This window comes from Desulfoferula mesophila (genome assembly GCF_037076455.1).
GTDB classification, from domain to species: Bacteria; Desulfobacterota; Desulfarculia; order Desulfarculales; family Desulfarculaceae; genus Desulfoferula; species Desulfoferula mesophila.
Genome location: NZ_AP028679.1, coordinates 3445051 through 3465954 on the forward strand (window position 1 = coordinate 3445051; position 20904 = coordinate 3465954).

The 20904-nt window shown below is 65.5% G+C and carries 23 protein-coding genes; 9 read left to right on the plus strand and 14 right to left on the minus strand.

Annotated elements, in window-relative coordinates:
- Positions 1-3: 3 nt before the first annotated feature.
- Positions 4-327 (minus strand): DMT family transporter, encoded by a 324-nt coding sequence (locus AACH32_RS15800; RefSeq protein ID WP_338601552.1) that lies wholly within the window; start codon positions 325-327, stop codon positions 4-6.
- 235 nt (positions 328-562) lie between these two features.
- Here AACH32_RS15800 and AACH32_RS15805 point away from each other — a divergent pair, with 235 nt between their 5' ends.
- Together AACH32_RS15805 and AACH32_RS15810 are read left to right on the plus strand one after the other, a co-directional pair.
- The gene (locus tag AACH32_RS15805; protein WP_338601556.1) at positions 563-1096 is read left to right on the plus strand and encodes a DUF2975 domain-containing protein; all 534 of its coding nucleotides are present in this window, start codon (positions 563-565) and stop codon (positions 1094-1096) included.
- A gap of 12 nt (positions 1097-1108) precedes the next feature.
- On the plus strand, positions 1109-1321 hold the full coding sequence (locus tag AACH32_RS15810) for a helix-turn-helix domain-containing protein (protein WP_338601560.1): 213 nt from the start codon (positions 1109-1111) through the stop codon (positions 1319-1321).
- A 747-nt stretch (positions 1322-2068) separates the two neighbouring features.
- Here AACH32_RS15810 and AACH32_RS15815 read toward each other — a convergent pair.
- The 10 genes from AACH32_RS15815 to AACH32_RS15860 all read right to left on the minus strand — a co-directional run bounded on the left by AACH32_RS15815 (position 2069) and on the right by AACH32_RS15860 (position 12319).
- Positions 2069-2332: a hypothetical protein gene (locus tag AACH32_RS15815; RefSeq protein ID WP_338601563.1), complete on the minus strand. Its 264-nt coding sequence runs from the start codon at positions 2330-2332 to the stop codon at positions 2069-2071.
- Between the two features lie 117 nt (positions 2333-2449).
- Positions 2450-4726 carry a xanthine dehydrogenase family protein molybdopterin-binding subunit gene (locus AACH32_RS15820; protein ID WP_338601566.1) on the minus strand — a complete coding sequence of 759 codons (2277 nt, stop codon included), beginning with the start codon at positions 4724-4726 and terminating at the stop codon, positions 2450-2452.
- Positions 4723-5607 carry an FAD binding domain-containing protein gene (locus AACH32_RS15825; protein ID WP_338601570.1) on the minus strand — a complete coding sequence of 295 codons (885 nt, stop codon included), beginning with the start codon at positions 5605-5607 and terminating at the stop codon, positions 4723-4725. The genes AACH32_RS15820 and AACH32_RS15825 overlap by 4 nt, the downstream gene beginning before the upstream one ends.
- 2 nt (positions 5608-5609) lie before the next feature.
- Positions 5610-6101 (minus strand): (2Fe-2S)-binding protein, encoded by a 492-nt coding sequence (locus tag AACH32_RS15830; RefSeq protein WP_338601573.1) that lies wholly within the window; start codon positions 6099-6101, stop codon positions 5610-5612.
- A gap of 148 nt (positions 6102-6249) precedes the next feature.
- Positions 6250-7044, minus strand: coding sequence for an ABC transporter permease (locus AACH32_RS15835; protein ID WP_338601576.1), 795 nt, complete (start codon positions 7042-7044; stop codon positions 6250-6252).
- Positions 7041-7739, minus strand: coding sequence for an ABC transporter ATP-binding protein (locus AACH32_RS15840; RefSeq protein WP_338601579.1), 699 nt, complete (start codon positions 7737-7739; stop codon positions 7041-7043). The genes AACH32_RS15835 and AACH32_RS15840 overlap by 4 nt, the downstream gene beginning before the upstream one ends.
- Before the next feature lie 3 nt (positions 7740-7742).
- Positions 7743-8894 (minus strand): DUF362 domain-containing protein, encoded by a 1152-nt coding sequence (locus AACH32_RS15845; RefSeq protein ID WP_338601582.1) that lies wholly within the window; start codon positions 8892-8894, stop codon positions 7743-7745.
- 285 nt (positions 8895-9179) lie between these two features.
- Positions 9180-9644 carry a hypothetical protein gene (locus AACH32_RS15850; protein WP_338601585.1) on the minus strand — a complete coding sequence of 155 codons (465 nt, stop codon included), beginning with the start codon at positions 9642-9644 and terminating at the stop codon, positions 9180-9182.
- Positions 9641-10744: a 4Fe-4S dicluster domain-containing protein gene (locus tag AACH32_RS15855; protein WP_338601588.1), complete on the minus strand. Its 1104-nt coding sequence runs from the start codon at positions 10742-10744 to the stop codon at positions 9641-9643. The genes AACH32_RS15850 and AACH32_RS15855 overlap by 4 nt, the downstream gene beginning before the upstream one ends.
- Before the next feature lie 189 nt (positions 10745-10933).
- Complete coding sequence (locus tag AACH32_RS15860) at positions 10934-12319, minus strand: sigma-54 interaction domain-containing protein (RefSeq protein ID WP_338601591.1); 1386 nt, start codon at positions 12317-12319, stop codon at positions 10934-10936.
- A 227-nt stretch (positions 12320-12546) separates the two neighbouring features.
- Between AACH32_RS15860 and AACH32_RS15865 the strand changes: the two genes are divergently transcribed.
- Genes AACH32_RS15865 through AACH32_RS15880 form a run of 4 tightly spaced genes read left to right on the plus strand, consistent with a single transcriptional unit; the run spans position 12547 to position 15869 of the window.
- Positions 12547-13257 (plus strand): transcriptional repressor, encoded by a 711-nt coding sequence (locus AACH32_RS15865; RefSeq protein WP_338601594.1) that lies wholly within the window; start codon positions 12547-12549, stop codon positions 13255-13257.
- Positions 13254-13493, plus strand: a complete 240-nt coding sequence (locus AACH32_RS15870) for a FeoA family protein (RefSeq protein ID WP_338601598.1) — start codon at positions 13254-13256, stop codon at positions 13491-13493. The genes AACH32_RS15865 and AACH32_RS15870 overlap by 4 nt, the downstream gene beginning before the upstream one ends.
- Positions 13494-13495: 2 nt before the next feature.
- Positions 13496-15631 carry a ferrous iron transport protein B gene (gene feoB, locus AACH32_RS15875; RefSeq protein WP_338601601.1) on the plus strand — a complete coding sequence of 712 codons (2136 nt, stop codon included), beginning with the start codon at positions 13496-13498 and terminating at the stop codon, positions 15629-15631.
- A gap of 10 nt (positions 15632-15641) precedes the next feature.
- Positions 15642-15869 (plus strand): FeoB-associated Cys-rich membrane protein, encoded by a 228-nt coding sequence (locus AACH32_RS15880; protein WP_338601604.1) that lies wholly within the window; start codon positions 15642-15644, stop codon positions 15867-15869.
- 2 nt (positions 15870-15871) lie between these two features.
- Here the strand turns inward: AACH32_RS15880 and AACH32_RS15885 are convergent, their stop codons facing one another.
- Entirely contained in the window at positions 15872-16600 is a 729-nt protein-coding gene (locus AACH32_RS15885; RefSeq protein ID WP_338601607.1) for an ATP-binding protein, read from the minus strand.
- 20 nt (positions 16601-16620) lie between these two features.
- Complete coding sequence (locus AACH32_RS15890; protein ID WP_338601610.1) at positions 16621-18204, minus strand: HD domain-containing phosphohydrolase; 1584 nt, start codon at positions 18202-18204, stop codon at positions 16621-16623.
- A 231-nt stretch (positions 18205-18435) separates the two neighbouring features.
- Here AACH32_RS15890 and AACH32_RS15895 point away from each other — a divergent pair, with 231 nt between their 5' ends.
- Positions 18436-19446: a hypothetical protein gene (locus AACH32_RS15895; RefSeq protein WP_338601613.1), complete on the plus strand. Its 1011-nt coding sequence runs from the start codon at positions 18436-18438 to the stop codon at positions 19444-19446.
- A gap of 16 nt (positions 19447-19462) precedes the next feature.
- Positions 19463-19951, plus strand: a complete 489-nt coding sequence (locus AACH32_RS15900) for a protein-disulfide reductase DsbD domain-containing protein (protein ID WP_338601616.1) — start codon at positions 19463-19465, stop codon at positions 19949-19951.
- Position 19952: 1 nt separating this feature from the next.
- Here the strand turns inward: AACH32_RS15900 and AACH32_RS15905 are convergent, their stop codons facing one another.
- Positions 19953-20537: a DedA family protein gene (locus AACH32_RS15905; protein ID WP_338601619.1), complete on the minus strand. Its 585-nt coding sequence runs from the start codon at positions 20535-20537 to the stop codon at positions 19953-19955.
- 81 nt (positions 20538-20618) lie between these two features.
- Between AACH32_RS15905 and AACH32_RS15910 the strand changes: the two genes are divergently transcribed.
- Positions 20619-20858, plus strand: a complete 240-nt coding sequence (locus tag AACH32_RS15910; protein ID WP_338601623.1) for a hypothetical protein — start codon at positions 20619-20621, stop codon at positions 20856-20858.
- The last annotated feature ends 46 nt before the right edge of the window (positions 20859-20904 follow it).

Consider the following 20904-nt stretch of genomic DNA (forward strand, 5'->3'; position numbering starts at 1 on the left):
GGCTCACGCGCCCCGGCTGCTGAGCCTGAGTCCGATGATCCCGGCCAGGATCAGGCCCAGGAAGAACAGGCGGGCCGGGTTGGCCGGTTCGTGGAACAGCACCATGCCCATGAGGGCGGCCCCCGCCGCGCCGATGCCGGTCCACACCGCGTAGCCGGTGCCCACCGGCAGGCTGCGCAGGGCCCAGGCCAAGAGCACCACGCTGACGGCCATGGCCCCCAGGGACAACGCCGCCCAGCCCGGGCGGCTGAAGCCGTCCGAGGCCTTCATGGCCAGGGCCCACACCGTCTCGAACACTCCGGCCACGCAGAGAATCAGCCAAGCCACCACGCCCTCCTTTTATGGACCGCTCCTCTCGCCGAACCGCAAGACTACCCCATAAGCCGCCCCGCCCCCAGGGGCGCTCGCGGGCCCGGCGCAAAAAATATTGCCATACACGTATAAATTTTATTTTTAATCGTTTTATTTTAATTATTACTTGACGTAGATGATTCTTAGCGTCATCATCACCAGCATGATCCTGCCCCTGAAAACCTAAACCGTCTTGGCAAGGAGTCTGAAGATGGATCAACAAGTCGAACGCATAACCCAATTGGGCGCGCGCCTGCGCACCGTGACCACCATCCTGATGATCGCCGTGCCCGTGGTGCTGGCCCTGGCCTGGGCCTTGGTCAACCACCTGCCCTATTTCATCGCTCAGCTTCCGGTGCCGGTGAAGGGTTATCTGCCCTGGGGCACGCGGGCCCTGGCCTTTGTGGCCAGTATGCTTCCCGGCGGGGTGGCCATCTACGCCTTGTCGCGCCTGCGCCGGCTTTTCGGTCTCTACGCCAAGGGGGTGATCTTCCAGGCGGCCAACGTGGAGTGCTTCCGCCAGTTGGGCTATGCCCTGTTCGCCTGGGCCGGGGCCGGGTTTTTGTTCAAGCCCATTGCCGGGATCATCCTCACCTTCCATTGGACGCCGGGCACCCGCTTGTTGGTCCTCGGCCTGGACAGCCAGGACGTGGTGGCCCTGTTCATGGGCCTGGTGGTCATCACCGTGGCCTGGGTCATGGATCAGGGGCGTAAGCTGAACGAAGAACATGAGCTGTTCGTCTAGGAGGGCGTAACCATGATCGTAGTCAACCTGGACGTAATGCTGGCCAAGCGCAAGGTGAAGTCCAAGGACCTGGCCCAGGCGGTGGGCATCACCGAGCAAAACATATCACTGATCAAGACCGGCAAGATCAAGGGCCTGCGCCTGGCTACCCTGGACGCCATCTGCCGCTTTCTGGAGTGCCAGCCGGGGGAGATTCTGGAGTACCGCGACGAGGAAGGCGGCTAGGCGCCCGGCCTAGCGCAGTGCCGCGGCCAGGGCGCTCCTGGTGCGGTTGGCCACAGTGTGCACGGTGGTGGCCGCTATGCTTCTGGCCGCCGCTTCCATGCTTGTCCTCCTAGTTGCCCAGCCTTGGTTGCCTGGTTAGGGGTTTGGGATCGCCTTTCGCGGCCCGGTCGCTTGGCCCTAAAGTCCCTTGAAAGCCAATGGCACGAACAACACATACGCTATAAAGGCCAGCGGGAAGGAGAGCCAGACCCAGCAAAGTTTCAGGGGCCTTCTGGTGCTGAAGACGTACATGAGGATCGCGCAGATGATCCACAAGAGGGGAGCGGGCCAGAGGGCCCAATCAAACCAATAACCCCTAAAGAGTTAAATCCGGTAAGAAAGGTAAATAATCCTATAGCCCACGCGGCCAAGCCGAAAAATATGTCTAGGTTCTTGCGCATGGCCCCCCAACCATCTCGAGGTTAATACCCTCCTAGGAATAACACCGCAAAACAAACCCACAATATGAAAGCCAGCAGGAAAGAAGGCCAAATCCACCAAAGTTTTATCGGCCTTCTCTTGCCAATCACAAACATCAGAATCACGCATAAGACCCATAGACAGGGAGCCACCCACTCCATCCATGTGAACCCGAATTTCCAGAAAGGCCAAAACGCCGCCACTAACGTCAGGATGCCTATGGTCCAGGCGGCCAGGCCGAAAAATATGTCCAGGTTCTTGCGCATTGGTCCCCCGGTCGGCGGCAAGTTAAGGAAGCGGCAGCGCAGCGTAGAACAAGGTAACCATCCACAAAAAGGCCAGAGGGAAAGAGAGCCAAACCCACCACAGGGTCTTCAGCTTGCGCTTGCTGACCGAATACATGGCGACCACGCACAGCGCCCATAAACCCGGCCCTCCCCACAGCTCCCAATGGATCCAATTTCCCCCCAGGGGAAGGAACGACGCTACGGCGGTCGCTATGCCCACCAGACAGGCGGCCAGGCCGAAATAGATGTCCAGGTTTTGGCGCATGTATCCCCCCACGCGGCAAGTACCATTCGAAACCTAACACATTCGCTCGTGCCAGGGATAGGGCATAAAAAAGGGCCCCCCTCGCGGGAAACCCTTTTTATCGATGCATAATGGCGGTTACTTGATCTTGTCCAGGGCCCGCAGCACCTTTTCGGGGGTGATGGGGGTCTCCATGCAGCGGTAGCCGGTGGCCTCGTACACCGCGTGGGTGATGGCCGGGGCGGTGGGGATGGCCAGGCCTTCGCCGGCCTCCTTGGCTCCGTAGGGCCCCTCGGGCTCGTAGGTGAACACGTCGGCCGACTCGCCGGGAGGCATGTCCTCGGCGGTGGGCATCTTGTAGTCCAGGAAGGTGGTGTTCAGGGTGCGGCCCTTGTCGTCCATGATGAGGTTTTCCATGAGCGCGTAGCCCAGGCCCATCTGGATGGCCCCCTCCAGCTGCCCCTCCACGGCCATCTTGTTGATGGGCATGCCGCAGTCGTGGGCGGTGTACATGCGCTCCACCTTGATCAGCCCGGTGTCGGTGTCCACGTCCACCTCGGCGATCTGGGCCCCGAAGGAAAAGGCCGGGCTCACCAGGCCCTTGTTGCGCGGGGTGTAAAAGCCCCGGGCGGTGAGCGGCTCGCCCCGGCGGCCCCGGAGCGCCTTGTACACGCACTCGCCGAAGGTGAGGCCCTTCTTGGGGTTGGCCTTGACGAACACCCGGCCGTCCGCGAAGCCGATGTCGTGGATCTGGTTGAGGTCCATCTCCTCGAACAGCACCGGGATGAGCATTTCCTTGATCTTCTTGGCCGCGTCGATCACCGCGTTGCCGTTCATCAGGGTGACTCGGCTGCCCCAGGAGCCCAGGTCGGCCTTGGGGGTGGTGGCGGTGTCCATGGCGATGAGCCGGATGTTCTCGATGGGGATGCCCAGCTCGGCGGCCAATATCTGGCGCATGGCGGTGTCCGGCCCCTGGCCGATGTCGCAGGCCATGGTGGCCAGCTGGGCGGTGCCGTCCTCGTACACCGAGACCTCGGCGGCGCTGAAGTTGTACTTGGTGTTGAACCAGTTGAACACGCCGCCGCTGATGAAGCTGAAGCAGCCGATACCCAGGCCCTTGCCTTTCACCGGGTTCTTGCGTTTCTCGTCCCAGCCGCTGATGCGCCGCACCTCCTGCAGGCATTCCTTGAAGCCGCAGGTGCTGATGGTGGCCACGTCGGGGATCACGTCGCCGGTCTGCATGGCGTTTTTGATGCGCAGGTCGATGGGGTCGATGCCCAGCGCCTCGGCGGCCATGTTGAGCTGGGTCTCGGCCACGAAGGCGGCCTGGGGCGCGCCGAAGCCGCGCATGGCGCTGGCCGGGGGCTTGTTGGTGTAGACGTGGCGGCCGAAGTAGCGGTAGGCCGGGTAGTTGTAGAGCATGTTGCCGAAGGTGCCGCACAGGAAGGTGGCCGTGGGGCCCATGGCGTTGTAGGCCCCGCCGTCCAGCATCACCTGGAAGTCCTTGGCCAACAGCATGCCGTCTTTGCTGAAGCCCACCTTGGAGTAGATGCTCATGGCGTGGCGGCGGCGGCCGAAGGCCAGCTCGTCGGCCCGGGTCAGGGTGAACTTCACCGGGCGGCCGGTGCGCATGGCCATGAAGGAGGCGCAGAACTCCCAGGGACGGAGCTCCATCTTGCCGCCGAAGCCGCCGCCCACCATGACCTTCATCACCCGCACGTTGTTCTCGGGCAGGCCCAGGGTGCTGGCCAACAGGCACTGCACGATATAGGGAGTCTGTGTGGAGGTCCACAGGGTGACCCGGTTGGCCTCCTCGCTATGGGCCACGCAGGAGCAGGGCTCCATGTAGGCGTGCTGCACCGGGTGCACCTTGAAGGTGTCCTCGCGGATGTAGTCGGCCTTGGCGAACATCTCCTCCAGGTTGCCGTAGTCGATCTTGCGCACCAGGCTGACGTTGCCCTTGGATTCGTCGTGGATCAGCGGGGCGCCCTCGGCGGTGGCCTCCTCCACGCTGAGAATTACCGGCAGCTCCTCGTACTCCACCTCGATGAGCTCCAGGGCCCGCTGGGCGGTGTCCGCGTCGATGGCGCACACCGCGGCCACCTCGTCGCCCACGAAGCGCACCTTGTCCACGGCCAGGGCCAGCTCGTCCTGGCTCTGGGGCACCAGGCGCCAGTTGCCGTATTTCACCTGGGGGATGTCCGCCCCGGTGATAACGTCCTTGACCCCGGGCAGGGCCTTGGCCCGGCTCACGTCCAGGCGCTTGATCTTGGCGTGGGCCAGGGGGCTCCTGAGCAGCTTGCCGTAGAGCATGCCCGGCATCTTGAGGTCGTCGGTGTAGATGGCCTGGCCGGTCACCTTGGACGGGGCGTCCAGGCGGGGGATGCTCTGGCCGATGATGGCTGGTTGGCTCATGACGTCCCTCCCTGGGCCATTTCCACGCTCTTGGTAAGCACCCGCTGGGCCAGCACCTGCACCATGGCCCGGCGATAGGCGGCGGTGGCCCGGATGTCGTCTATGGGGCGGCAGGCGCGCACGCAGGCCGCGGCGGCCTGGGCGATGAGCTTGTCGTCGGGAACCTTGCCTTCCAGCATGGCCTCGGCCTCGGGGCAGCGCAGGGGGGTGGGGGCCACCGCGGCCAGGGCCAGGCGGCAGCGGATCACCTTGCCGCTCAGGTCCAGGTTGATGAAACCGGCCACGCCCACCGCGGCGATGTCCACCTTGCTGCGGGCGCTGAGGCGCAGGTAGCAGGAGCCGGAGCGCGGGGACACGTCGGGCACCCGGATGGCCTCCACCATCTCGCCGGGCTCCAGCACGGTGAGCCCCGGACCGGTGAAGAAATCCTTGAGCCTGATCTGGCGGCGGCCGCCCCGCTCCACGGCCACCAGCGAGGCGCCGTGGGCCAACAGCGGCGCGGCGGTGTCGGCCGAGGGCGCGGCGTTGACGATGTTGCCGGCCACGGTGCCCATGTTGCGGATCTGCACGGTGGCCATCACCGAGCAGGCGTGGGCCAGGCCGGGATAGAGACGGCGCACCTCGGGGTTCTTGCCCACCTGGCTGATGCGGGCCGCCCCGCCGATGACCAGGCCGTCGCCCCCGGCGTAGGTGATGCCCTTGAGGCCGGCCACCCGGTTGAGGCTGATCAGATGCTCGGGGGCCTGGGCCCCGGTGCGCATCTTGATGACCAGGTCGGTGCCGCCGCACAACAGCTTTACGCTGGAGCGGTGGCGGCCCATCAGGTCCAGCACCTCTTCCACCGTCTTGGGCTGGTGCACCTGGAACTCTGGCATGCTCATGGCTAGCCCTCCTTACCGGAGGAGGCCATCTTGTCGGCGGCCGCGCCGATGGCTTCCACGATCTTGTTGTAGCCGGTGCAGCGGCACAGGTTGCCGCTGAGCCCCTGGCGGATCTGCTCCTCGCTGGGGTGGGGATTTTGGTCCAGCAGGTGCTTGGCCGACATGATCATGCCGGGGGTGCAATAGCCGCACTGCACCGCCCCGTGCTGCACAAAGGACTCCTGAATGGGGTGCAACTCTTGCGGCGAGGCGGCCAGGCCCTCGATGGTGGTGAGCTCGCGCTGGTGGGCCTCCACCGCCAGGGTGAGGCAGGAGCTGATGCTCACCCCATCCATGAGCACGGTGCAGGCCCCGCAGTCGCCCTGGGCGCAGCCGATCTTGGTGCCGGTGAGCCCCAGATCTTCCCGGAGCACGTCCACCAGCATCCGGTTGGGCTCCACCGCCACCTCGTAGCGGTCGCCGTTCACTATAAGTTCTATGTTCTGTTTGGCCATTTGCGACCTCCCTGCTCGGAGTTGGGGCCAACTTTTTTGATTTTACGCGCAACTATGCGGGTGTTCGACGTATAAGCGAAAAATAACATTACTGGGGACCGGGGTCAAGCAAACTCTTTTATCTATTTAGCGTTCTTTATAGTGAACGCTAGGCGGCCTTGGGGGACGCCGGGCGCAACTGCTGAGCCTCGGTGAAAAGCCGCCGCCGGGCCAGGCCCACCGCCACCACGCTGCCCAGGGTGGTGGAGCCCACCAGCATGAGCATCACCACGATTTGGTACTTGATGGCCAAAAGGGGGTCGGCCCCGGCCAATATCTGGCCGGTCATCATGCCGGGAATGAACACCAGGCCCACCCCCATCATGGAGTTGATGGAGGGAATCATGCCCGCCCGGATGGCCTCGGCGTTGATGGCCGCGGTGGCCTCCCGGGGTTCGGCCCCCAACGAGAGCAGCAGTTCCACCTCGTCGCGGCGGTTGCTCACCTCCCCGAAGAGGCGTTCCAGGGACAGGGCCATGGCGTTCATGGAGTTGCCCACCACCATGCCTCCCAGGGGCAGGAAGTAGCGGGGGTCCCACCAGGGCGCGGCCCGCACCACCACCCCGGTAACCAGAAAGCTCACCACCATGTAGGACAGGAGCATGGAGATGAACACCGGCCAGAACACCGGCACACCCTTGCCCCGTACCCGCCCGGCCACGATGCGCGCCGCGAAGAAGATCATGCCCGCGAACAACAGCAGCACCAGCCAGGCCTGGTTGATGGCGAAGATGTAGACCAGGATGTAGCCCATGAGGGCCAGCTGGCCCACGGTGCGCAGGGTGCCCACCAACAGTTCGCGGCCCAGGCCCAGCTTCAGCCACAGGGACGCGCCCCCGGCCAGCAGCACGAAGCCCAGGGCCAGGGCCAGCTGGCCGTAACCGATGTCCACCGCCCCGCTCACGGCGCTTCCTCGCGCAGGCGGCCCTGCTCCAGGATCAGGCGGCGCATGCTCTGGGCCTGGGGCGGCGGCTGGTGGCTGACCAGGAGCACCGCCCTGCCCTCAGCGGCCTGGGCCACGGCCACGGCCTCCACCAGCTCGCGGGACTCGGGGTCCAGGGCGCTCACCGGCTCGTCCAGCAAGAGCACCTGGGGCCGAAGCAGCAGCAAGCGGGCCAGGGCCAGGCGCTGGCGCTGGCCCAGGGAGAGGCCCTGGGCCTGGGCCGTGAGCTCCACCCCCTGCAACCCCAGGCCGTCCAGGGCCTCGCGCAGGGTCGCATCCGAGGGCGGCTGGGCGCCCTGGGCCGCCTTGAAGCCAAAGGCCAGGCGCAGGTTGTGGGCCACGCTGCCCGCCAGCATCAGCGGGCTCTGGGGCAAAAGCCCCACCCGCCGCCGCAGCTCCGGCGGCTGCCAGGCCTCCAGGGGCTGGCCCATAAAGTAGATGCTTCCGGCGCTGGGCTCGGCCAGGCGGTTGATCAGGCGCAACAGCGAGGACTTGCCCCCGCCGGAGGGCCCGCGCAGCCAGGCCAGTTGGCCCGGCTCCAGGGACAGCGAAACCTCCTCCAAAACCAGGCGGCCGTCCGGGGCCCGCCAGGACACTCGGTCCAGGCGCAGCAGTCCGGCGGCCAAGGCGGCCTCCTGGGTAAGGGCTGCGGGCATGGCCTATATCTTGACCAGGTCGTAATCGCGGCTGCCCAGGCCGATCTGTTGGGCATAGGCCAACTGGATCTGCCAGTCCACCTTGGGGTAGAGGTCCAGGAACTTGTCCTCGCCCGACGGGTGGGCGTGCTTGAGCTCGGTGCCCGGCAGGCCCGGGGCCTGGTTCACCAGGTCCACCGCCGCCTGGTCGATGGCCACCAGGTCGGTGGAGGCCAGGATGCCGATGTCGGCCACCATGGGTGCGTCGTTGAAGGGATAGCAGTCGCAGGCCGGGCTGATCTGGGTGAGGAAGGAGAAATGGACCGCGTTGCTTTCCTTGCCCGCCATCACTCCCTTGGTGTAGGCCACCATGCGCCGCAGGAAGTCGGGAATCTGGGCGTCCCAGCCGATCTGGATGGCCTCCTTGGGGCAGGCCAGGATGCAGTCGCCGCAGCCGATGCACTTGGCCGGGTCCTTGCTGGCCCGCACCTCGTGGTTCTTGGTGCCCTTGGGGGCGGGCTCGTCGGCCCCCCGGCGCACGAACTTGATGGCCCCCACCGGACAGCGCTCGATGCAGCGGCCGCAGGAGATGCACAGCTTGGGGTCTATGGAGGGGGTGATGTTGCTGTGCATGAACAGCTTGCCCCTCCGGCTGGCCGCGCCCATGCCCAGATTCTTGATGGCCCCGCCAAAGCCGGCCAGCTCGTGGCCCTTGAAGTGGCTAAGGCTGACCAGGCTGTCCGCCTCCACCACCTCGGCCCCGATCCAGGCCTCCTTGCACTCGGGCAGGTCCACCGGCACGGCCGCCGCGCTGTGGCCCCTCAGGCCGTCGGCGATGACCAGCGGCGCGCCCACCACGCTGTAGGCGAAGCCGTTCTCCGTGGCGGTGACCAGGTGGCCCGGCGCGTCGGAGCGGGTGCCCACGTAGAGGGTGTTGGCGTCGGTGAGAAAGGGGTGGCCCCCGGCGGCCTTGACCGCCTCCACGAAGCGGCGGGCGAACACCGGGCGGATAAAGGCGGTGTTGCCCTTTTCGCCGAAGTGCAGCTTGATGGCGGTGAGCCCGCCGGGCTTGACCGTGGCGGCCAGCCCCACCGCCTCGATGAGTTCGTCCAGCTTGCGCACCAGGGATCGTTTGATCGTGGCCCTAAGGTCGATGAAGTACACCGTGCTCGGCATGGCTAGGCTCCTTTGCCCGCATTGAAATTTTGGATACACATCCAGGTTATGGGCCGGGAGCGAGGGTGTCAAGGCGGCCCCGGAGGGGTGACAAAACCTTGGACAAAAAATTTGGGCTAGATGCCATAACAAGATGTAATTCAAAGCATTGTTTGTGACAAAAAGCGTGACAAAAATCCGGCGCAAAAAGGAAGGGCCGCCCCGCTCTGGCAGATGAGCGGGGCGGCGCTGGGGAGGTGGGGCTTGCTCTCAGCCAACAAGCCCACGGAGGTACTTTTAGTGTGCTCAGGCCGTCTGGGGCCTGGGCTTGGGGCGCAACAGGACCGCCAGGCCGGTGAACATGAAGGCCATGGCACTGCCCAGGTGGGTGAAGTCCAGCACCATGATCAAGGGCGGCGGCAGGAAGATGCCCAGGTTGCGCAACACCTTGGCCGCCCCGGAGACCACCAGCAGGCCCAGCAGGGTCCAGCCCCACCAGGAGCGCGGGCCCCAGGACCAGGCCGCGCCCGGGGCGCGGGTGTCCAGGGCCAGGCGCCAGGCCAGCATGCCCAGAAGCAGGGCCGCGGCCAGATAGTGCAGGTCGCTGGTGGCGTAGTAGTCGGCGGTCCAGGCCAGGCCGGGGATGTCGGCCAGGTAGTAGCGCTTGAAAATGGGCATCTGGCCAAAGCCGCTGAATAGGGCGAAACCCGCCGCGACGGAGTAGAACCAGCGGGCCACGCGGCCTCCGGGCGAATAACTCATGGCGCTCATGACTCACCTCCCGGCTGGCTGGGGGGCTGGTCACTGGGCGGCTTTTTGCCGAACATCCGGGTGAACCCGGCGGCCAGACCGGCCAAGGGGGCCAGGATCAGGGCGGCGGTGAGGTTTTCGGCGCTGTCCATGCTGTTGGCCACCGGGCCCATGGGCGGGCGGCCGGCGAAACCGGCCTTGCGGCCCTTGCCGCCCTGCTTACCCGCCGCGCGCTTGCCCTTGCCCTGGCCGGGAGCGGCCTCGGCGTGGGCCTGGTCGATGGCCGCGCCGACCACCTGGAAGGGCACCGGAGAAACGTAGAGGGTGTTGGTGCCGCCGTTTTCGCTCAGGCCATACACGTAGTCGCGCCAGTTGTCGGGGCTGGCGCCGTCGGCCGTGGCCTTTTGCCGGGCCAGGGCCTCGGCCTGGGCCAGCATCCGGGGCCTGAGGCCGATGCTCTGCACCTGCTCGGGGCAGACCGAAACGCACTGGGGCTGCTTGCCCTCCTTTACCAGGGGCAGGCAGCGGTGGCACTTGTACATGACCCCGTTGCCCGCGTAGCTGGGCAGGATGTCCAGATAGACCCCCACGCCGCTTTGACGCTGGGGGATATGCCAGGGGCAGGCCTGCTTGCACTTGGCCCCGCCCAGGCACACGTCCGGGTCTATATGCACCACCCCGTTCTTTTCCACTCGCCCGGCCCCAAAGGGACACAGGTTGGTGCAGGGGGGGTTGACGCAGTGCATGCAGCGCCGGGGCACGTGCAGCTCCACGGCCTGGCCCTTGTGCTCAAAGTCCAGGTGTTCCACATATAGGAAGTTGTAGGGGGTAAGGCGGTCGGAGACGTCCTTGCGCTTGCTCCAATCCTGGATGGGCACCCGGGACGGGAACGGCTTGGGAAATTCGGCCACCGGATCGGGCACCGTGTCCTGCCAGGTCTCCCGGCAGGAATCCACGCAGGCCTCGCAGCCGATGCACTTGGCCAGATCCAGAACGGTGCACAACTGATCGTCCGAGGTGGCTTGCACCGCCTGGGGCAGCACCACTCCGCTGGCCGCCACTCCGGCGGCCGCGGCCAAGCCCCCCCGGAGAAAATTTCTTCGACTAATGGCGTTACCCATGTTGTATATCCTTCTCGCTTTCGGTTCAGGGCTCAGAGCCCGCTTCCAGCTTGCCCTGGACTAAAGCAAGGGCCGTGCCGAAAGGCCCTTTGCGGGGCCAAATCAAATTTACGATATTATTTCCAGGTGTTGCGCTTCGCAGCCGCCGCAGGCTTACGTTAATTAACGTTAAACAAAATTAACATTGCGTTAATCACCAAGCGGCATCCCTAACTTTTTCATGCGTTTCCAAAGAGTTACCCGGCTTATCCCCAGGCGGGCGGCGGCCTGGGCCTTGTGACCGGCGGTGGCCTCCAGGGCCTCGCTTATCTCCCGGCGCAGGGCCTCGTCCCCGGCCGCGCCGCCGGGTTCGCCGGAAACGGGCCCGCAGACTGGCGTCTCGCCCACGATGCTGGGGGGCAGGTGCTGGGGCAGGATTTCGCCTCCCGGGCAGGTGACAAAGGCATACTCGATGGCGTTGATCAACTCGCGCACGTTGCCCGGCCAGGAATGGGCCATCAGGCGCTCCAGGGCCGCCGGGCTTATGCCGGTGACCCCCCGCTCGCTGCCCAGGGCGGTGCGCTCCACAAAGCCGCGGGTCAACAAGGGAATGTCCTCCTTGCGCGCGGCCAGGGGCGGCAGGGTGATGGGAATCACGTTGATGCGGTAGAACAGATCCTGGCGAAAGCCCCCCTCTTCCATGAGCCGGCCCAGGTCGCGGTTGGTGGCGGTTATGATGCGCACGTCCACCTTGATGGGGCGGTTGGAGCCCACCCGCTCCACTTCGCCCTCCTGCAACACCCGCAGCAGCTTTACCTGGACTTCGGCTGGCAAGTCACCGATTTCATCGAGAAAAAGGCTGCCCCCGTCAGCCGCCTCGAAGCGCCCGGTGCGGCTCTTTTCCGCCCCGGTAAAGGAGCCCTTCTCGTGCCCGAACAGCTCGCTTTCCAGCAAGGACGGATTGAGGGCCGCGCAGTTCACCTTGATGAAGGGACCGGCGGCCCGGGGCGATCGGCGGTGGATGGCCGCGGCGGCCAGCTCCTTGCCCGTGCCGCTGGCCCCCAGGATCACCACCGGGGCAGTGGAGGCGGCGGCGGCCTCCAGGAGCTGATACACTTGCATCATGGCCGGGGACTGGCCGATGAGCCCCTCGTAGCCGTAGGAGCGGGTCAGATGGCGCTTCAAGCCGCTGATCTGGCGGTCGCGCTCCACCACCGGGGTGATGTCGCTCAGGGTCTCCACCCCGCCGATGACCTGGCCCAGCTCATCGTGCAACACCCTGGCATTTTTTAGAATATGTATCTGCGACCCGTCCTTGCGGGTTATGGAGCAGCGGCGGTCGGCCACCCGGCCCCTTTCAAACAGGCCGCAGGTCATTTGCCCTTCCTGATCCTGGCAGGCCAGGCAGGTTTCGGACTCGAACACGGTGCAGGAGCGTCCCAGAACCTCCTCGCGCCGGTAACCGGTGAGGCGCTCGGCGGCCGGGTTCACGAACACCACCTTGCCCTTGGTGTCCACGATGAACAGCCCCTCGGCCATGGTATCCACCACCGAGTTCCAATAGCGGGGCACGTCTTGCGGGGTTATGTCGGCCACGGCAATCTCCTACGTTTGCATGGTGTTAACGTTAACGTTAAGGCCTGCGTGGGGCCAATGCAAGCGCAGGCCCCGTGAAGTTGCGGTTAAAAACAGCGGAGGCGCCCAAGTTCCCTTGCGGCGCCATAAGTTAACGACTATTTTTGAGGGCGACGGCCGCCGGGCTGGAAAGCATCCCTTGCACATTTTATTAGGCGTTGTTAAATTAGTTAATATTGGAGAATATATTGACCAGCAACCTGCATAACGAGGAACGTCGTCAGTTCGAGCGCCTTCTGCGCCAGCAGGGGATGAACCGCCTGGGCGATCGCCTGGCGGTGTTGGAGGCCTTTTTGGCCTGCGAAGACCACCTCAGCGCCGAAAAATTGCAAAAGGACCTGGCCGCGCAGGGGCGTCACCTGGAGCCTGAGTTCGTGGCCTCCACTTTGGGGATGCTCACCCGCTTCGGCCTGGCCTCCTGCCGGCACTTCGACAATCAGCCGGACCTCTACGAGCACCGCCACCTGGGCGAGCACCACGACCACCTCATCTGCACCCGCTGCGGCTCCATCACCGAGTTTCACCACCCCGAACTGGAAAAGCTCAAGCACGGCGTGGCCGAGGAGCACGGTTTTCACCACCTCAGCCACCGCTTGCAGATCTACGGCCTGTGCGCCAAGTGCCGTGAACGGCGCACCCCCACCCTGCCGCTGACCCTGGCCTCGCCGGGGGAAAGGGTGCGGGTGGAGCGCCTGGCCGGCGGCGAGCAGGCCCAGCGCCACCTGGAAGACATGGGCATCAGCGTGGGCAGCGAGCTGGAGGTGATCACCAGCGGCGCCGGGCCCATGGTGGTGGCCAGAGGCGGCACCCGCCTGGCCCTGGGCCAGGGGGTGGCGGGCAAGGTGCAGGTAAGTCTTTTGGAGCGCAACGGCCACGCTGTTAAGGAGCCCACTTCATGACCGACGCCATCACCCTGCGCCAGTTGCAGCCCGGCCAGCGCGCCACGATCAAAAAAGTAGGCACCAGCGGTGAGTTGGGGCGGCGCATGCGCGAGATGGGCCTTTTGCCCGGCACCGAAATTCAGGTGCTCGGCCGTGCCCCGCTCAAGGACCCGGTGGAGATAAAGCTGCGGGGCTACAACCTCACCCTGCGCAACAACGAGGCGGACTTGATCACCGTGGAGATCGGCGAGTAACCGTGACGCGCCCCTACACCATCGCCCTGGCCGGCAACCCCAACGCGGGCAAGACCAGCGTGTTCAACGCCCTCACCGGGGCCCGCCAGCACGTGGGCAACTATCCCGGCGTGACGGTGGAGTACAAAGAGGGCTCGGCCCTGCACGAGGGCAAGAAGGTGGCGGTGGTGGATCTGCCCGGCACCTACAGCCTCACCGCCTATTCCCCCGAGGAGCTGGTGTCGCGCAACTACCTCATCGGCCAGAGGCCCGACGTGGTGGTGGACGTGGTGGACGCTTCCAACCTGGAGCGCAACCTCTACCTGGCGGTACAGCTCATGGAGCTGGGGGTGCCCCTGGTCATCTGCCTGAACATGATGGACGTGGCCAAGACCCGAGGGCTCAGGATCGACGCGGCCAAGCTCAGCCAGCTTTTGGGCGTGCCGGTGGTGCCCACCGTGGCCCGCCAGAACCAGGGCATGGACGACCTGTTGGCCGCCGCGGTCCAGGTGGCCCAAAGCGCCCCGGAGTGGCGGCCGCTGAACATCAGCTACGGCAGCGACGTGGACCAGGGCGTGGCCGAGTTGGCCGACATACTGCAAGGGGCCCAGGAACGCCGGGGCCTGCTCAGCGCCCGCTGGCTGGCCGTGAAGTGCCTGGAGGGCGACCAGGAGGTCATGGACCGGGTGCGGGAGACCCCGGAGCTGGCCGACAAGCTCCTGCCGGTGTGCCGCCGGGTGGCCGCCCACATCAAGAGCACCATGGACGACGATCCCGACAGCATCGTCGCCGACTATCGCTACGGCTACATCACCGGCATCACCCGCCAGGTGGTCTCCAGCGAGCGCGAGGTGCGCATGGACCTCAGCGACAAGCTGGACCAGGTGCTCACCCACCGGCTCATGGGCCCGCTGTTTTTGTTCCTGGTGCTCTACGGCATCTACAACTTCGTCTTCTGGGCCAGCGAGGTGCCGGTGGTGTGGTTCGAGCACTTTTTCGCCTGGCTGGGCGGGGTGGTGGAAAGCGCCCTGCCCCCCGGGGTGCTCAGCTCGCTCATCGTCAGCGGGGTCATAGGCGGCGTGGGCGGCGTCTTGGGTTTCACCCCTCTAATCGCCTTCATGTTCTTCGCCATCGCGGTCATGGAAGACTCGGGCTACATGGCCCGGGTGGCCTATATCATGGACCGGGTGCTCAGGATCTTCGGCCTGCACGGCAACAGCGTCATGGCCCTCATGGTGGCCGGGGGCATCAGCGGTGGTTGCGCGGTGCCGGGGGTCATGGCCACCCGCACCCTCAAGGACCCCAAGGCCCGCCTGGCCACCATCCTCACCGTGCCCTTCATGAACTGCGGGGCCAAGCTGCCGGTCTACAGCCTGCTCATCGCCGCCTTTTTCGCCCATTTCCAGGCGGAGATGCTTTTCTTGTTGACCCTGATCTCCTGGGGCCTGGGCCTGGGCGCGGCCAAACTGCTTAGGGTCACGGTGCTCAAGGGCGAACAAACGCCCTTTGTCATGGAGTTGCCCCCTTACCGCGCCCCCACCATCAAGGGCCTGGTGATCCACACCTGGGAACGCACCTGGCAATACGCCAAAAAGGCGGGCACCATGATCCTGGGGGTCAGTGTGCTGATGTGGGCGGCCATGAGCTTTCCCGGCCTGGGCCCGGAGCAGGACGCCGCCTGGCAAAAGCGCCTGGCCGCCGCCCCCGGCCAGACGGCCGGCCTGGAGCTAAAGGCCGAGCGGGCCCGCCAGGAGTTGGCCGGCACCCTGGCCGGGCAGGCGGGGCAGGCGCTCACCGCCGTCACCGCCCCCCTGGGCTTTGACTGGCGGGCCAACGTGGCCCTGGTGGGCGGCTTCGCGGCCAAGGAGATCATCGTCAGTACCCTGGGCGTGGCCTACAGCCTGGGCGAGGTGGACCCGGAGCATTCCCAGAGCCTGAGCAAGCGTCTGGCCGCCGAGCCGGGCTGGAACCCGCTCAAGGCCTTTGCCCTCATCCTGTTCGTGATGGTCTACGCCCCCTGCCTGGCCACCGTGGTCATGATCCGGCGGGAAACCGGGACCTGGCGCTGGGCCATGTTCTCGGTGGCCTACAACACCCTAATCGCCTACCTGCTGGCCTTGGTGGTGTATCAGGGCGGCAAGGCCCTGGGCCTGGGATAGGGAGGCGCTCATGTGGCAGGCGATTGTCGTGGCGATCGTGGTGGGGCTGGCCGCCCTGTGGGTGGGCCGCCGCCTGTGGCGTTCCATGCGCGCGGCGGGTGATCAAAGCGCGGGCTGCGGCTGCGGCTGCTCCGGACCCTGCCACCAGCCCCAACCCCTGGAGGGGCCCGAACCGCCCGCCTGCGCGAACTGCGCCCAGCGCCCCGGGGAATCTGGGCGCCCCCCGCGACTAGGCTGAAACTAGGCCGAAGGTAAATCCATGACAAAGGTGGTGTGCGGTGCGCCCGCGCGCCAGGCCAGCCGCCCGCCCCAGGGCTCCAGGGCCTTGGCGGCCAGATACAGGCCCAAGCCGTCGTGCCGCCCGCCCTTGTCCCCCACGAAAGGCTCGAACAAGCCCGCGGCCATCTCCGGGGAAGGCCCGGCCCCGCTGTCGCTGACCTCCAGACCCAGGCGACCGTCTTCCTGGAAGTCGCGCACCTTTATCCAGGCCCCCTGGCTGTCGCGCACCGCCTCCACGGCGTTGGCCAAAAGGCTGTTCAGGGCCAGGGCCGCGTCCACGTAAGGCGCCTTTACGTATCCCCCCGCCTGGCTCAAACGGCGTTTTTGGTCGACCTCGTGCTTGCAGAAAAGATCCCCCCGCCAAAAATCCAGCTGCTCCCCGGCCAGCCGGGCCAAGGACAGGGGCTGGGCCTCCGCGCGCTGGTCGGCCAGGCTGCGCTTTGCAAGCAGATCCACCTCCATCCTGAGCCGGTCCGTCCCCTCGTGCATGGAGGCCAGACGTTGGCTCATGCCCTCAGTCTGCCCCTGCTCCACGGCCAGTTGGGCCAGGTCCAGGGGCAGGGCAATCATCTGAATCGCGCTGGACAGGTTGTGCACCACCCCGCGCAAGAGCCGGGCAGTGAGAATGATCCGTTCCCTATTGAGCAGGGCGGAGAGCACACAGGGGCTCAACTCGCGGCTAGAGTCCAAAACGGCTCCCAATTTGGATTTTAACTGGAGGTGGAGGAAGAAGAAGCGGACAGTTCATCCAACCAAGGCCCCAACTGATGCTGCTCGAGCATCTGCAAGAACCCCTCGACCACCATGGGGTCGAACTGGGTGCCGGAGGCATTCACCAACTCCCGCACCGCCTCGGCCATGGTGCGCAAGGGCCGGTAGGAACGGTCGCTGGTCATGGCGTCGTAGGCGTCGGCCACGGCCACCACCCGGGCCAGCAAGGGTATCTCCTTGCCCGCCAGGCCGTCGGGATAGCCCTCGCCGTCCCAGCGCTCGTGGTGATGCCTTACGATGTGGCATTCGTCCTGGCTCAAATCCATGGCCCGGACGATGGACTCGCCGATGGCCGGGTGACGCTTGATCTCCTGGTACTCCTCGGCGGAGAGCTCATTCTCCTTGAGCAGGATGTGGTCCTTGATGCCGATCTTGCCTATGTCGTGCAGATACCCCGCGAACTTGAGCGACTCGATCTGATGCAACTCCAGCCCCATGGCCTCGGCGGTCAACACCGCCAGGTTGGTCACCCGGCGGCTGTGCTGGCGGGTGTAGGGATCTTTGGCCTCCATGGCCCGCACCAGGGCCCCCAGGGTGGAATGCAGGCTGGAGTTCATTGATTCGTAGAGGGCTATGTTCTCCACGCTGAGAGCCGCCTTTTGCAAAAGGAAACGGCTCAAAAAAACGTCCTCTCCCCGGAAAGGCAGGCCGCCGCGTTTTTCGCCCAGCACCAAAAGGCCCAGAGGCTGCTCATGGATCATCATGGGCAGGCACAGTACGGGGCCGCTCAGGGGCAGCACCTCGCCGGTTTCTTCCCAGGTTTCCGGGCGGCCCATTACCGCCTTGCCGCCGGCGGCCGCCTTGCCCAACAGGCCCTGGCCCATACGGCCGGCGACCTGGCCCACCGCCTCGCTGGAAAAACCGTTCACGGCGATGACCACCAGGTGGTCGCTGGAGGGTTCCAAAAGCAGCACCGCGCTCTTGCCCGCCTCCAGGTTGGTGGCCGCCAGGTCGGCTATGCCTTGGTAGATGGCCTCCGAGGTGTGCATGTGGTCTATGGCCTCGGAGATCTGGTGCAGCATCTGCTGCTCGCGCACCCGGCGGCTCAACTCCTGGTTCAGGCGCTCGATGCGCTCCTGCTGTTTGAGCCGCTCGGAAAGCCGCAGGTTTTCCTTGAGCAAGCGGTGCTCGCGCACCACCCGCTCCAGGGTGGCCTTGACCTGGTCCAGGTTGAAGGGCTTGATCAGGAAATCGCTGGCCCCCTGGCGCATGGTGTCTATGGCCGCGTCCAGGGAGGGGAAGCCGGTCATGATAACCACCGGCAGCGTCTTGTCCATGGCCTTGAGCTTGGACAGGAGCTCCAAGCCGCTCATGCCCGGCATCTTCAGGTCCAAAAAGGCGCAGTCAAACTTTCCCGGTTGAAACTTTTCCAGCGCCTCTTGGCCGCTGGCGGCGGAGGTGAGGGAATAGTTCTTGAGGTTGACCAGGTACTCGGCCATGGATTCGCGAATATTGGACTCGTCGTCCACCAATAAAATTGATAGACGTTCGCTGACTTCCTCGGATGGTCTCGCTTGGCTCATTTGCATCTTATAGGCTCCCGCGCCCATAGATAATGCCCCGCCGACCCCAGAAAATCAAGGTGGCCATGCCCCCCTGGCGATGTCTGTTTGAATCAGTTGATGATTTTAGCATATGCCAGAGGGCCAAACTAGCGTGAAGCGCCTGCCCCCTTGTTCCTTGGCACACCCCTTGGCGAGAGATATAATGCACCATCAGTTCACCTTTATTTCAATAGCAAGGGACGGCATGCCGTGGAGCCTTCAGCGCAGCAGTTAGAGCAGTTGGCCGCCATCTGGGATAGCCAGGCCCAGGATGACGGGCCGGTGGTGGACTACAGTGACCCCAGCTTCAGCGTTCCCCTGGCCGTGGCGGTGCATCCCACGGACCCGGCCGCTCTGGCCGAACATTTCCTGAACCTTTGGACCTGGGCCCGTTGGGTGCGCATATACGCCAAACCTCCCCAGGCCGTCCTGGCGGCCAGCCGCCTGGCCGCGGCCCAGGGCAAGCCCAAGGCGGTGTCCTGGATGGCCCCCGGCACCGGCCACCCCCTCTCCTCCCCCGGCGGCGTCCCGGGAGTGGCGGTGCTGCGTTGCGACTGGGCCGCCGGCCCCGAGGAGGTCCACTTCAACGCCACCGAGGCCCAGCGTCAAGGATTGATGCTGGTGGTGGACGAATCCACCACCGGGCTTCGCCTGGCCCGGGGCGGAGCCTGCGCGGCCTACGGCCTGCAACCGGACGCGGTGCTCTGGGCCCCCACCCTGCCCGGCGGGCGCACCCTGGGCCTGTTGGCCGGCCGGGGCGAGGCCCCGCCGGAGCCCGAGGAAAAGCAGCTGCCCGGCCCCGAGGCTAGAGAAGCGGCGGCCGTGCTCCTGGACTTGGCCCGGCGTGAGGATATTCACGCGGCCATGGAGGCCTTGGGCCAAAACCTGCGCATGGGCCTGGAGTACTTCAGCCGCCGGGCCGGACTGAACGATGAAATCGCCCTGGAGGGCCCCATGTCCCTGCCGCGCCTGACCGGCCGCCGGGTGTGGGCCTTCATGGCCCTGGCCGCCGAGGAGCGGCTGCGTCTGGCCCCGTTGGTGCTTTTCGACCCCGTGTTGGACCAGGAAGACGCGCAAGAATTGGTATGGCCCCGCCTGGCCCGGGCCTGCGCCCGCCTGAAGGTCTTGCCCGAGGGCGAGATGGCCCCCCTGGGCTGGCGCGACGCCGGCCCAAGCACCTGCCGGGCGGCTGGGGACATACTTAAAAATTTCCAAAGCTGAACCGGGAGAACGCGCCATGCGCTGGTTGTGCGTTTCGCTAGTTTGCCTGGCCCTGCTGGCCGTCGCCCCCAACCTTCAGGCCGCCGACGGGCCCATAGTTGCCCTGCAGGCCAAGCCCCAGACGGTGAGCGCCGTTCCCGGCGGGTCGCTGCAATTGGAGTTGGTGCTCACCATCGCGCCCAAGTTCCACATCAACGGGCCCTCCGCCGGGGACGCGGGCCTGATCCCCACCGAGATCGCGCTCAGCGCACCGAAAGGCCTCAGTTTCGCGGCGCCGGTCTATCCCAAGGCCAAGGAAGTGCGGGTGCAGTTCGCCGACAAGCCGGTGGAGATGTACGGCGGCCAGGTGGCCGTGCGTCTGAGCGGCCAGGTGGCCAAGGGGATGAAGCCGGGGGTGTACCCGGTAACGGCGCGGGTGTCCTATCAGGCCTGTGACGACATGGTCTGCCACATGCCCGGCGCGGCGGAGCTGTCTTTTCAAGTAAAGGTCGCCCCCAAGCCGTAGGCTAATCCGAATCCTCACCCTTCATCAGCCGCCGCTTGATGATTTTCATCAGCACGTAGCTGATCGCCAGCACGGCCAGCACCAGCACCGCCACCATCTGCAGGCCCTTGAGCAGATCCAGGTGGTCGAAGATGATCCCCCCGAACAGATAGCCTAGCCCGCCGAAGACCAGGCACCAGGCCAGGGCGGAAATGAAGTTGAGCAGCACGAAGCGCCAGGCCGGTATGCCGGCCATGCCGCAGGCCAGGGGTATGACCATGCGCAGGCCGATCAAAAAGCGCGACAGCAGGATCAACAGCACCGCGTGACGCCGGATGAGCCGCCGGGCCTCCACCGCCTTGCGGGCGATGGAGCTGGACCAGGTGAACACCTCCGCCCCCCGCCAGCGCCCCAGGGCGAAAAAGATCTGGTCGCCGACGAAGCCGCCCAGCATGGCCACCAGGGCCACGTAATAGGGGTTCAAGAGCCCCTTGCGGGCGGCGATGCCCGCCAGCATGAAAAAGGTCTCCCCCTCGAAAAAGGTCCCCACGAACAGAGCCCAGTAGCCGTGCTCGGTTATGGCTTGTTGTATGGCCGCAAGGTCCATGGGTTCGCGCCGCGTGGGTTGGGGGAAAATTTCTGTGCCAAACAGGCCGACAAGCCTTAAATATAAGTTAGAGGTAATAGCATGACCACCACCGAAAGTAAAAAACATCCCTGCCCCGATTGCCGGGCCTGCCAGGGGTGCTCCCCGACCCGCTGCCACCTGTGCCGGGGCCAGGGGGCCGAGAGCTCCGAGCGGCGCTTTGCCGGGCTCTCCATCGCCGAGCAGTGCGCCCTTTTCGACGCGGTGAACCGGGGCGAGGCCCCGGAGGGAGACTACGCCCACCGCTCCGCCGAGGCTTTTCCCATGGTCGAGCGGGCCTGATCTTCCGTGCTATCCTGCTTGTCAGGCTTGAGCCGCGTCGCTTGAC

Bases quoted from the DNA above. Each gene is read 5' to 3' on its own strand.
- AACH32_RS15805 (WP_338601556.1), top strand. From the start codon at position 563: ATGGATCAACAAGTCGAACGCATAACCCAATTGGGCGCGCGCCTGCGC.
- AACH32_RS15855 (WP_338601588.1), bottom strand. From the start codon at position 10,744: ATGGGTAACGCCATTAGTCGAAGAAATTTTCTCCGGGGGGGCTTGGCC.
- AACH32_RS15820 (WP_338601566.1), bottom strand. From the start codon at position 4,726: ATGAGCCAACCAGCCATCATCGGCCAGAGCATCCCCCGCCTGGACGCC.
- AACH32_RS15900 (WP_338601616.1), top strand. From the start codon at position 19,463: ATGCGCTGGTTGTGCGTTTCGCTAGTTTGCCTGGCCCTGCTGGCCGTC.
- AACH32_RS15830 (WP_338601573.1), bottom strand. From the start codon at position 6,101: ATGGCCAAACAGAACATAGAACTTATAGTGAACGGCGACCGCTACGAG.
- AACH32_RS15880 (WP_338601604.1), top strand. From the start codon at position 15,642: ATGTGGCAGGCGATTGTCGTGGCGATCGTGGTGGGGCTGGCCGCCCTG.
- AACH32_RS15870 (WP_338601598.1), top strand. From the start codon at position 13,254: ATGACCGACGCCATCACCCTGCGCCAGTTGCAGCCCGGCCAGCGCGCC.
- AACH32_RS15910 (WP_338601623.1), top strand. From the start codon at position 20,619: ATGACCACCACCGAAAGTAAAAAACATCCCTGCCCCGATTGCCGGGCC.
- AACH32_RS15890 (WP_338601610.1), bottom strand. From the start codon at position 18,204: ATGAGCCAAGCGAGACCATCCGAGGAAGTCAGCGAACGTCTATCAATT.
- AACH32_RS15825 (WP_338601570.1), bottom strand. From the start codon at position 5,607: ATGAGCATGCCAGAGTTCCAGGTGCACCAGCCCAAGACGGTGGAAGAG.
- AACH32_RS15905 (WP_338601619.1), bottom strand. From the start codon at position 20,537: ATGGACCTTGCGGCCATACAACAAGCCATAACCGAGCACGGCTACTGG.
- AACH32_RS15850 (WP_338601585.1), bottom strand. From the start codon at position 9,644: ATGAGCGCCATGAGTTATTCGCCCGGAGGCCGCGTGGCCCGCTGGTTC.
- AACH32_RS15845 (WP_338601582.1), bottom strand. From the start codon at position 8,894: ATGCCGAGCACGGTGTACTTCATCGACCTTAGGGCCACGATCAAACGA.
- AACH32_RS15840 (WP_338601579.1), bottom strand. From the start codon at position 7,739: ATGCCCGCAGCCCTTACCCAGGAGGCCGCCTTGGCCGCCGGACTGCTG.
- AACH32_RS15815 (WP_338601563.1), bottom strand. From the start codon at position 2,332: ATGCGCCAAAACCTGGACATCTATTTCGGCCTGGCCGCCTGTCTGGTG.
- AACH32_RS15810 (WP_338601560.1), top strand. From the start codon at position 1,109: ATGATCGTAGTCAACCTGGACGTAATGCTGGCCAAGCGCAAGGTGAAG.